We start from the raw sequence: 10,702 nt of genomic DNA on the forward strand, positions 1-10,702 counted from the left end.
TGCGCATCCTGTCGATGAGATTCGACAACACCACGATGCTCTCGCTTCTCTCGATGTCCGCGCTCGACCGGATGCGCTCGAGGGCGGCTTCCAGGTGCCGCATGTCGCGCGCCAGCACGTGCAGGATCGCATCCGACGTGCCGGTCACCGTCGCCGCGCTGGCCACCTCGGGGATGTCGACCCAGGCGGCGCGCATCCGGTCGAGCGCGGACATCGAGAGAAGCGAGAGCATCGTGGTGTTGTCGAATCTCATCGACAGGATGCGCACCTAGCGGCGCGGCGCGCGTAACGCCATGGCGCAATTCGGGCCGAGTTTCCGCCCTGGCGTTACGTCCGCCGGCGGAAGAGGCGCTTGAGCCGTGACGGACGTGATCTAGGCGGCCGGCGAGACGCATACGGCCACGGCCGGTTTCGCTCGGGCACCGATTCGGCCCGCGCGTGTTTGAGCTGCGTCCGCAGGTGCTGACGCAGGCTGTGCAGGTCAGGGTCGGCCCAGCGGTTGACCGCCTCGACCGGGTCCGAGGTCAGGTCGTACAACTCCCACTGATCGTCGAGGGGAGACGTCCGGTACGCCTCTCCCCCAAGCCCATTGGCCGCCAGGTGCCGCACCCCCGGTTCGGTCCAGGTGCTCGGATCGTCGAAGGTGCGCACCAGCTTCCACAGGTGGCCTGCGGCACCGGCGGCGGTCGCCTCGTCGACGCGGACAACCAACCCCTCGAAGTTGGAGGCGGTGTGGGCCGGGATCCGGATGCGCAGCGGCGCAGGCGGATTGACCGTCTGCTGCAAGCGGCGCGCCAATCCCGAAGCACCGCTGTCCCCTTCGAGCATGTTGTCGCGGGTCATCAGGTAGACGGCGCGGGTCTCGTCGGCCGGCGCACCGTCCACGACGGGCATCAGGTTCCGTCCGGGTAGCGGGTGCACTTCGGAGAACGACTCGGCCAGCGTTGCCGAGACCGCCGCGACATCGACGCCTGCGGCCGCCAGCAGAGTGGGAACCAGGTCGACGTGCGAAGTCGGCGCCGTGACTTGCCGTGGTCGCGTGCAGCGCTCGCCGACGCGCGCGATGACGAAGGGGACGCGGGTGGCCTCGTCGTACAGGTTGAACCACTTCTGGTGCAGACCGCCGTGGGCCCCGAGCAGGTCGCCGTGATCGGCGGTGCGTACCAATATGGCCTCGCCCCAACCGCTTTCGGTGACGGCCCGCCGGACGCGATCGATCGGTCCGTCCACCTCGGCGTGCAGCCGGTAGTACAGGTCGCGGTAGCGCTGCGCGTTGCGCGTGTAGGTTCGGTCAATCGCGGCCGCGGGGCCGTAGCCGGAGTAGTACGCCTCGCGAAAGGCGATCTGCGCGGCGGGCTTCGTGGACAGGTCTTCGTCCGCGGTCGGTGCGGCGGGCACCGCGGGAGGGTCGAGCGGCGACGGCTTGACCGGGCTCCGCCGCGACCACGTCGGGAAGAGCACGATGTCGTGGGGATTGACGAAGCTCGCCACCAGGAGGAACGGCCGCAAGGCGGCGGGGTCGCCGGCGCGGCGGCGGGCGTAGCGGTCGGCCAGCCAGGCGACCACCCGGCCCGCGATCAGCGGGTCACGCCGCACACCGGCGTTGGCCAGCGCCGCCCCGTGCGGCTCGGGCCCGACCCAGCCGGAGAAACCATAGGGGCCCAACGGGTCTGCCTCCAGATAGCGCCGCACGGCGGCGGCGTCGACGACCCCGTTGTCGTCATTGGTCGCCAACGGCCGACCGGTCCGGGGCTCGAGGAGATCGGCGTGCGAAATGTGCCACTTGCCGTCGTAGTGGGTGTCGTAACCGGCCGCCCGGAACCAATTTCCGAGCGTGGGAACCTCGCCTGCACGCAGCCAGCGCATCCGTGAGTCGTCGGCGGTCTTTCCGATGCCGTCGGTCTGGGTCACGCCGTGCAGGTCGGGGTACTGCCCGGTGAAGATGGTCGGTCGGCTCGGCACGCAGGCCAGTGAGCCGGTGTAGTGCCGCGTGAAACTGACACCGTGATCGTCAAACCACTTGCGGCCGGTCAGCGTTCGATCGCGCCACGCGAGCACGTCGGGGGCCTCGTAGGGCGGTACCGCGCGTTCCTCGTCGGTCATGATGACGATGACATCGGGGCGGTCAGACACGGGCATGCTCCAATCGGTCGGCGAGGCCGGCGAGCATCAGTTCGGACTGTCGCGCCAGAAAGCGGCACAGGGCGCGCTCGGCCAGCTTTTGCATTGCGTGCGGCCCGATTTCGACCGTGCTGGTGAGGGCGACCAGGGTGGTGGCCGAGTCGCCGGCGGTCGATTCGAGCGTCCAGCTGTTGGACACCCTGCGGAGTCGGGCGGGCAGGCCTTCGATGTCGTAGCCGAGGGCGCGGGGCGGGTCGAACTCGGTGATGCGCTCGACGAGCGCGTCGCGCTTGACCTGGACGCGCCGGGCGGTGCCGACGGCGGATCCGTTGGGTCCGGAGAACAGGATGCACGAGTGGTCGACGTTGCCGGCCCACGAACTGATCGACCCGAAGTCCGCAAGGATTTCCCAGATGTCGCCGATGCGGGCCGCGATCGAGCGAGTCCGGCGTATGTCGGCCACGCGCTCACGTTACGCGAACGATCAGCGAGTCAGGTGGAATATCGTCTCGATCGCCACCGCGGCACCGCCCACCGCGATGGTCACCGCGAGCGTCAACCAGTCGGCCATTTTCGGCCGGGCCGGAGCGGCTGAGAGTTGGCCGATGCCGCCCCGGGCGGTGATCGCATCACCCATCTCGTCGGCGCGGCGCAACGTCACCACGATGGCGGCGGCCACCAGGTCGATCGAGTTGCCGGCCGTCTGCTTGACCCGGGCCTTACGCGTCGGTGCCATGTGGTTGGGCCGCAATCGACGAGCGGCGTAGAGCACCTGAAATTCCTCGATCAGCAACGGGAAGGCGCGCAGCGCCAGGGCCAGGGCCACCGCCCACTCGTCCACCGGGATCCGCACCAGCTTGAGCGGGCGGCCCAAAACCGCGAGCGCCGGGGCGATTTCGGCGACATTGGTCGTCCAGGACACCATCGCCCCCAGACCGAGCAGGACGAGGGACAACGCGGTGATCCGCAGGAAGTTCAACGCCCCGCCGAGCCCCAGGTGAACCCCCGCGATCGACACCACCGGACTACCACCGGCCAGCGCGGCCGTCACGAAGCCCAACGCGATGAGGACCCACAGCCAGCGCGGAACCGACGGGAGCGCACCGCGGGGAATGTGGGCGATCCAGATCGCCGTCATCACCAACGCGGCCACCGACCCGATCGTCACCCAGCCCGGGTAGAAGGTCAGCAACACCGCAACACCGAACACCACGAGAAGTTTGGTGCCGGCCCACAGGCTGTGGATCGCGGACCCGCCGGGCACCGGAACCAACAGCACCACCGGGCGCGCGGTGCGCCGCTCCTTGCCGCGCGTCGGGGACGAAGGTGCGGTCACGACACACCCCCGGCCGTCGCGCTGGCCGACACCGTTTGCAGGGCGCCGTTCTGCACGTGCAGGGTTCGCGGGCAGACGGCTTCCAAGCCCACGAAGTCGTGCGAGATGACGACGACGGTCAGCCCGCGGTGACGGCGAAGATCCGCCAGCAGCCGCAGCAGGCCGCGCTGGCTCCCGACGTCCAGCCCGGCCAGCGGCTCGTCGAGGATCAGCACGCGCGGCGAGCACGCCAGGAGTCCGGCCAGCACCACCCGTCTCATCTGGCCGCCGCTGAGCTGATCGATGCGCCGCCTGGCCATCGCGGGTTCCAGCCCGACCGCCGCCAGGGCGGCGATCACCCGGCCTTCGTCGTGGGGCGAAAAGCCCGCCACCGAAGCAACTTCCAGGCCGACGTGGCTGCGCATCAATTGCAGCCTCGACGTCTGAAACGACAACGCCACCGCGCCGACGTGATCCCGGATCGGCTCACCGTCGAGCAGGCAGGCGCCGACCGTGGGAACGGTCAGTCCGGCCATGATCCACGCCAGCGTCGACTTGCCCGAACCGTTGCCACCGTGAATCAAAATCCCGTCGCCTTGTTCCACGACGAAATTGATGTCGCGCAGGGCGGTCTTCGCCCACGGTGTCCCGCTGTTGTATTCGTGGCTGACGCCAACGATTTCCAGCACCGGCTTGCTTGGGCCGCGCCGGAACGCGGTGGCAGGCAGCGGGGCCGGAACCGTCTCGACCATGCCGGTGTTATCCGGGGAGTCACTCAGGTTGATGGTCCGGTCCGCCGACGCGGCCTCGTTGTCGAAATGCGTGATGTGCACCAGGGCGGTCCGATGCCGCTTGGGAAGGCCGGCCAGCACGTTCAACAGGACCTCTCGGCCCCTCTGGTCGACCATGCTGGTGAACTCGTCAGCGATCAGTAGCGCCGGTTCCCGCGCCAGCGCCGCGGCCAGGGCGAGGCGTTGCAGTTCGCCGCCGGACAGGCCGCCGGTATCGCGCTCGGCAAAACCCCCGAGACCGACTTCCTGCAGCAGATGGTCGACGTCGACCTCGGTTCCCGGGGGCAGCCCCCACACCACATCATCGGCCACGCGGGTTCCCAAGACCTGGCTCTTCGGGTGCTGCAGAACCAGCGCCGTACCGCCCAACATGCCGAGCCCCACCGCGCCCGGGCGGTGCACCGTGCCCGACGTCGGTTGCCGGCCCGCCAAGATGAGCGTCAACGTGGTCTTGCCCGACCCATTGGCGCCGACGACCGCGACATGTTCTCCGACCTGAAGGTCGAGGCTGAGCTCCCGCAAGGCATCTTGCCTGGCATTGGGGTAGCGGAACCGCACCCTATCCAGCCGCACCGGAACGGGCCCGATCGCTGCGCCGGGCGGCTCGTCCGGGGCGTCGAGCTTGTGCACGTCCGGCACGTTGCCCATCCGGTCCAGCAGGCGGGAAAGCGCCCACCAACCGATCCACGACGACACCATGACGCCATAAGTGACGTAGCCGAGCATCAGCCACGGCCAGTAATGCAGCCCGAAGTCGAAGCACCGCTTGACGTCGGCGCCGAGCCATCGCAGATTCACCCGGTCCAGGAACGCGACCACACCGTCGACGTTCGCCGACATCACCTCAAAGATCAGATGCCGCAACCGGTTCAGCACGGCCAACGCACCGACAGTCGCCCCGGCGACGGCGACCCCGACGATCAGGGAGGAGACGAGCACCGTGGGTGTGCCCCTGCCCCTGCGCTTGACGAATCCGGTCAGGCCGCCGATGTAGGCACAGTTGACGACCGTCACGGCGCCGCCCACTCCGGAGATGAGGAAGGCGATCATTCCGGCAGCAAACGTCGCGGCCACCAGCACACGGAACCGGTAACGGTAGGACAGCAGCCCCATCGGCACCGTGCCCAGCAGCGCCAATCCTTGGGCGAACGGGATGACACCGGCGATGATCGCGATCACCGCGCAAAGCGCCCCCATGACCGAGGCCTGGGCCAATTCCGCCGGATGTAAAGGTCCGCCCCGACGGCGCGCACGGACGGGGTGGCGGACTTTCACTTCACCGATTCTGCCAGGCCGTGGTCCCAACTCGGTTCGTCACACTCGACACTCCCGACACCATTCGGACCGCGCGTCTTCGCCTCGCTTAGCAAAGCTATGGAACTATGGACACATGGACAGAGTTGTCGAGACCGCAAACATCGAGGCCCAGCAGCTGGGAGCGGATCTGCTCGCCGTGGTGGCGCGGCTCAACAGGCTGGCCACCCAGCGCATCCAAATGCCGCTGCCGGCGGCGCAGGCCAGACTGCTCGCCTCCATCGAAGCCCACGGCGAAGCCCGGATCGGCGACCTCGCGGCGGTCGATCACTGCTCACAACCGACCATGACGACCCAGGTGCGCCGGCTCGAGGACGCCGGCCTGGTCACCCGAACCGTCGACCCGGGGGATGCCCGCGCCGTCCGCATCCGCATCACCCCCCAGGGCAAGCGCACGCTCAATGCGGTTCGCGCCGACCGTGCCGCCGCGATCGAACCGCAACTGGCGTTGCTCGAGCCGGGCGACCGCCAGGTGCTGACCGACGCGGTCGAGGTCTTGCGCCGGCTTCTCGACAACGCGTCGCTGGCGGGGCGCCGCAACGCGCTGTGACGGGCGGACCCACGTGGATGGACGACGGCCGGCGGGTAGACACTAGGTCGATCTGACCGGTGCGACGAAAGGTGGCGGCCATGCGGCCCGAGGCTTCCGGTTTCAGAGCCTCCCCGTTGACCGTGTGGGTCGGGTCGGCGCGATTCGACTTCTCCCCCGGCCGCGACGTGATCGTCGGCTACGGCCCGGGCAGCGACATCGCCCTCGAGCGCCTCGGAACTCCGACCTCGCCGCCCCCGGCGCCCCGCCCCGAGGTGGTGCTGCGGTTCGCGGGCACTCACTGGGTGGCGATCGACCTGAGCCACAACGGCATCTTCGTCGACGGCGCACGGGCCTCGACCGTCGCGATTCGCAACGGCCAGGCGATCAGCGTCGGTGATCCGCAGCGCGGTCCGCGGCTGGTTTTCGAGATCGCTCACCCGGCCGGCCCGCCTCGTCAAACCCCGCCTCGACCGCCCGCTTACCCGCCGCGGCAGGCCCCGGCGCCTCCTCCCTTCCCCCCGCCACCCGCTCATCCGGGCGAGCCGAGCCCGCTGGCCCCGACCGAGCGCGAGACCCAGCGCATGCGCGTGTTGCCCCCGCAACCGCCGGCGGCCGAACGTCCCGCCCACCCGCAGCCGACACCGCCCGTTCCACCGCCAGTCGAGCCGATCCTGGCGGCGGATGCGCAGGCGAAGGCACCGGGCCTGATCGAGCGGATGATCACCTCGAAACTCCGCGTTCCGCGTGCGGCCGTCGGCGCCGCGGAATCTGGAAATGCCACTTATCGATTGCCGCTCAAAGCCGAGGCCCGCACCCTCGGGGTGACCGCGTACCAGCTCGGGCTGACGGTAGACGGGCGCGACATGTTGTCGGGCATCTCGTTCTCGGCGCGTCCGGGCATGTTCACCGTCGTCGTCGGGCCGTCGGCCAACCGCAACTCCGCCCTGCTCGGGCTGCTCGCCGGCACCCGGCAACCCAGCTCCGGGCGCGTCACGGTCGACGGCCACGACGTGCATGCGGAGCCGGCGTCGATGCGCACCCGCATCGGCATCGTCTCGCCCGAGGACCGCTTGCACCGCCAGCTCACCGTCGAAAAGGCGTTGGCGTACGCCGCCGAACTGCGCCTGCCGCAGGACGTTTCACCGGAGCAACGCGACCGCGTGATCGGCCAAGTCCTCGAGGAACTGGATCTCTCGGAGCACCGGTCCACCCGGATCGGCAAGCTTTCGCCCGAGGTGCGCCGGTGTGCCGCGCTGGCGGTCGAGCTGCTCACCCGGCCGACGCTGCTCGTCGTCGACGAGCCGACCGCCGGCCTGGATGCGGAGCAACAACGTCACGTCATGGCGATGCTGCGGCGCCAGGCCGACATTGGCTGCGTGGTGGTGGCGGCCGTGTCGTCGCCGACGTCGTTGGCGAACCTCGACCTGTGCGACGAGGTGCTGACGCTGAGCTCGGCCGGTACGACGGCGTTCCTGGGGCCGCCCGCACACGTCGAATCCGCGCTGGGCACCGCCGACTGGCCGCAAGTGCTGGCCCGCGTCAGCGCCGACCCCGACGGCGTCCACCGCGCATTTCGCGCCCGTCCCCCGGCGGCTCCCCCGCCGCCCGAGATCGCGCCACCGGCGCCGCCGCCCGCCGAAGCCCCCTTGGGTCGTCAGATCCGGCTGCTGGCCCGTCGTGACGTCCGGCTGCTCTTCGCCGACCGCCTCTACGTCGGGTTCCTGGTGCTCCTGCCGTTCGCACTGGCGGGTCTGACGCTGCTGATCCCGGGCGATTCGGGCCTGACCCGGCCCCATGCCGGCGACGCCCACCCGCACGAAGCGATCGAGATCCTGGCCGCGCTCAACCTCGCCGCGGTGATCATCGGCACCGCGCTGACGATCCGCACTGTGGTGCGCGAGCATCGCATCTTCCGCCGCGAGCAGGCGCTCGGGCTGTCGACCGTGGCCTATTTGGCCGCCAAGATCCTGGTGTTCAGCCTCGCCGCGGCGATCCTGACGGCCATCGTGTTCGCCATTGTCATCGCCGACAAGGGCGGACCGGCGGGTGGCGCGGCCCTGCTGCACAACGCCACCCTCGAGCTGTACGTGAGCGTGGCGGTGACGGCCATCGTGTCCGCGGCGGTCGGGCTGGCGTTGTCGACCATGGGCAAGTCGTTGCGCGAAGTCCTGCCGCTGCTGCTTCCGGTGATCCTGGCCTCCGCGCTCTTCAACGGGAGCCTCGTTCAGCTGGTGAGCAAGTGGGGCCTGCAACAGATCTCCTGGTTCGTCCCCGCCCGCTGGGGCTTCGCCGCATCGGCGTCCACCGCCAACCTGCGCCGCGTCGACCCCCTGGCCGCCGACTGCCAGACGTGGACCCACTACAGCGGCTGGTGGCTGTTCGACATGACGATGCTTGTCCTGCTCGGCGTCGCGGCGGCCGGCTTCACCCTCTACCGGCTGCGGCCGCGGGACCCTCACATCGCGAACAACAGAAACTGAGTGACCTGACTCGGGGAGAAGTTGTTATCGCTGACCAGCACCACCGACTGGCGACCGTCGGGCAGCTTCGGTCCCAGCGTGATGCCCTCGACATTGTCCAGCGGCGACAGTCCCGGCGTGGCGGACAAGTCGACCGCCAGCGTCTTGCTCATCGGGGTCACGTCCGCGCCCAGTGACGGGAGCGCCAAAACGTCGGTGGCGGAGCCGATCTCGGCCCGGTAGATCCGCACGGTCGGCGGGGTGGCGGCGGCCCGTTCGATCACCAGAAACGTCGTGTCCGACAGCGCGACCAGGTCGGAGACGCCGTTGAGTTCGGCGGGCGGGACGGGCGGCTCCATCGGGTAGGCGTACTGGGCGGTCGGTACCCCGGTGGCGACGTCGAATTTGGTGATCCGGGTGAGCACACGGTGACCGTCGCCGCCGGTCGGGCCGTCGTTGTAACCGGGGTCCTCCATCGCGGCGTACAGCGTCCGGCCGTCGGGTGTCAGCGCCAGACCCTCCAAAGCCTTATCCCGGCGAGGGCCCACGTTCTGCGTGGACATCGCCAGATTGGCCGGCAGGGTGAACTCGCCGAGGTAGGCGCCGTCGAGCGCGGCGGTCCGGATCCAGGGGTCGAGCAACACCGGCCCGGAGGTGATCCGTTCGCCCTCGGAGGACCAGTACAGCCGCTGCCGGGCGGGGTCGAACGCGATGCCCTCGGGGTCCGGCGGGACGACCGGTGGCGTGACATCCAGGGTGAGCGGCCGGAAGGGCTGACCGGTACGGTCCAGCAGCGGACGGGTGCCGGTGAAGGTGACCCTGTCAATTCCCCTGTCCGACAGGGACAACTGCACGGTGTAGAACCGGGCCGGGTTCTTCTTCGAGCGGTCGTCGCTGATGACGTAATAGAGCTGACGGCCCGCGTCATAGCTCAGCGCCGACAAACCGCCGATGACCGTCCCGTCGAAGCTCGCATTGAACGGAACCTGCGCCTGACCGAGATAGGCCAACATCGGCCGCGGCGGGGCCGCCGGGGCGTGCGGGTGCGCCGGCGCGCAGCCGGCGAGCGCCAGGGCGAGCAACGCGCACGCCGCGCGGACCCGATGTGCCATACCGGAGAAGGTATCGCCGATCCGGTCGGCTGGGTGAAAACGGGGCACGGCCCGGCCCCGGATGTGTCGTCGGCGAAAACGGGTCGGGTTGTTATTCCCGCAGCGCGAGCCGCAGGATACGGTCGGGTTATGGCGCCAAAGACCACCACCATTGCCGACCAGCTGCGCAACGCCCTCGACGGGCGTTGGCGCGACACGAGGAACCAGCTGCGGTCCACCATGAGCGAGGACCTCTTCCGGCCGCACTACACCCCGAACACCGTGATTGCGCGCACCAAGGTGGCCGAGCAGATGAGGATCATGGCCGCCTTCGGTGCCGCCGCCGACAACTTCCGCAAGGAGCACGGCGGCACCGGCGACATCGGTGCGGCGATCACAATGATCGAGATGCTCGCCATGTCGGATCTGTCGCTGATGGTGAAGGCCGGCGTCCAGTGGGGGTTGTTCGGCGGTGCCGTCGAAAATCTGGGCACCGAGCGCCACCACGAGGCGTACGTGAAGAAGATCATCAGCCTCGAATTGCGGGGCTGCTTTGCGATGACCGAGACCGGACACGGCAGCGACGTTCAGTCGTTGGAGACCACCGCGACCTACGACCCGGCCACGGAGGAATTCATCATCGACTCTCCGACGCCCACCGCCCGTAAGGACTACATCGGCGGGGCGGCCGAAACGGCCACCATGGCAGCGGTATTCGCCCAGCTGATCACGACGGAGGACGGCGAACCGGTCAACCACGGCGTGCACTGCGTGCTGGTGCCGATTCGCGACGCGGAGGGCAACGACCTGCCCGGCGTGACGACGTCGGACTGCGAGTACAAGGGCGGCCTCCCCGGCGTGGACAACGGTCGCATCGTGTTCGACCACGTCCGGGTCCCGCGGGTGAACCTGCTCAACAAATACGGCGACGTGGCGCCGGACGGCACCTACACCTCGCCGATCGAGAACATCAACCGCCGGTTCTTCACCATGCTGGGCACATTGGTGCGCGGACGGATCACGGTGGGCGGCAGCGCCGGCGCCGCCGCCCGCGTCGCGCTGGACATTGCCACGCGATA

8 protein-coding genes and 1 pseudogene are annotated in these 10,702 nt (G+C 69.3%); 3 read left to right on the plus strand and 6 right to left on the minus strand.

Going from position 1 to position 10,702, the window contains the following annotated elements; all coding sequences use genetic code 11:
- From A9X03_RS13320 to A9X03_RS13340, 5 genes and pseudogenes are all read right to left on the minus strand, one after another.
- A pseudogene (locus A9X03_RS13320) lies at nt 1-208 on the minus strand (Lrp/AsnC ligand binding domain-containing protein); the annotation flags it as partial.
- 119 nt (nt 209-327) lie between these two features.
- Nucleotides 328-2,133 carry a sulfatase-like hydrolase/transferase gene (locus A9X03_RS13325; protein WP_156675772.1) on the minus strand — a complete coding sequence of 602 codons (1,806 nt, stop codon included), beginning with the start codon at nt 2,131-2,133 and terminating at the stop codon, nt 328-330.
- Nucleotides 2,126-2,584: an SRPBCC family protein gene (locus A9X03_RS13330; RefSeq protein ID WP_067748492.1), complete on the minus strand. Its 459-nt coding sequence runs from the start codon at nt 2,582-2,584 to the stop codon at nt 2,126-2,128. Before A9X03_RS13330 ends, A9X03_RS13325 begins: the two co-directional genes overlap by 8 nt.
- A 21-nt stretch (nt 2,585-2,605) precedes the next feature.
- A complete protein-coding gene (locus A9X03_RS13335; protein WP_067748490.1) occupies nt 2,606-3,457 on the minus strand; it encodes a CbiQ family ECF transporter T component in 852 nt (283 codons plus the stop codon).
- The gene (locus A9X03_RS13340; RefSeq protein WP_156669897.1) at nt 3,454-5,424 is read right to left on the minus strand and encodes an ABC transporter ATP-binding protein; all 1,971 of its coding nucleotides are present in this window, start codon (nt 5,422-5,424) and stop codon (nt 3,454-3,456) included. The genes A9X03_RS13335 and A9X03_RS13340 overlap by 4 nt, the downstream gene beginning before the upstream one ends.
- 193 nt (nt 5,425-5,617) lie before the next feature.
- Here A9X03_RS13340 and A9X03_RS13345 point away from each other — a divergent pair, with 193 nt between their 5' ends.
- Together A9X03_RS13345 and A9X03_RS13350 are read left to right on the plus strand one after the other, a co-directional pair.
- Nucleotides 5,618-6,091, plus strand: coding sequence for a MarR family winged helix-turn-helix transcriptional regulator (locus tag A9X03_RS13345; protein WP_067748486.1), 474 nt, complete (start codon nt 5,618-5,620; stop codon nt 6,089-6,091).
- 80 nt (nt 6,092-6,171) lie between these two features.
- The gene (locus A9X03_RS13350; protein WP_068261459.1) at nt 6,172-8,553 is read left to right on the plus strand and encodes an ATP-binding cassette domain-containing protein; all 2,382 of its coding nucleotides are present in this window, start codon (nt 6,172-6,174) and stop codon (nt 8,551-8,553) included.
- Here A9X03_RS13350 and A9X03_RS13355 read toward each other — a convergent pair.
- Complete coding sequence (locus A9X03_RS13355; protein WP_067748484.1) at nt 8,529-9,644, minus strand: esterase-like activity of phytase family protein; 1,116 nt, start codon at nt 9,642-9,644, stop codon at nt 8,529-8,531. The two genes, A9X03_RS13350 and A9X03_RS13355, sit on opposite strands and share 25 nt — an antisense overlap.
- Nucleotides 9,645-9,773: 129 nt before the next feature.
- On the opposite strand from A9X03_RS13355, the gene A9X03_RS13360 reads away from it, so the two are divergent.
- On the plus strand, nt 9,774-10,702 hold a 929-nt coding region (locus tag A9X03_RS13360; protein ID WP_197696069.1), incomplete at its 3' end, for an acyl-CoA dehydrogenase family protein.

It is taken from the genome of Mycobacterium sp. E1715 (assembly GCF_001667625.1).
GTDB lineage: Bacteria > Actinomycetota > Actinomycetes > Mycobacteriales > Mycobacteriaceae > Mycobacterium.

What these genes read in the sequence shown, in the direction of transcription:
- A9X03_RS13340 (WP_156669897.1), bottom strand. Translation starts at nt 5,424, where the DNA reads ATGGGGGCGCTTTGCGCGGTGATCGCGATCATCGCCGGTGTCATCCCG.
- A9X03_RS13345 (WP_067748486.1), top strand. Translation starts at nt 5,618, where the DNA reads ATGGACAGAGTTGTCGAGACCGCAAACATCGAGGCCCAGCAGCTGGGA.
- A9X03_RS13350 (WP_068261459.1), top strand. Translation starts at nt 6,172, where the DNA reads ATGCGGCCCGAGGCTTCCGGTTTCAGAGCCTCCCCGTTGACCGTGTGG.
- A9X03_RS13355 (WP_067748484.1), bottom strand. Translation starts at nt 9,644, where the DNA reads ATGGCACATCGGGTCCGCGCGGCGTGCGCGTTGCTCGCCCTGGCGCTC.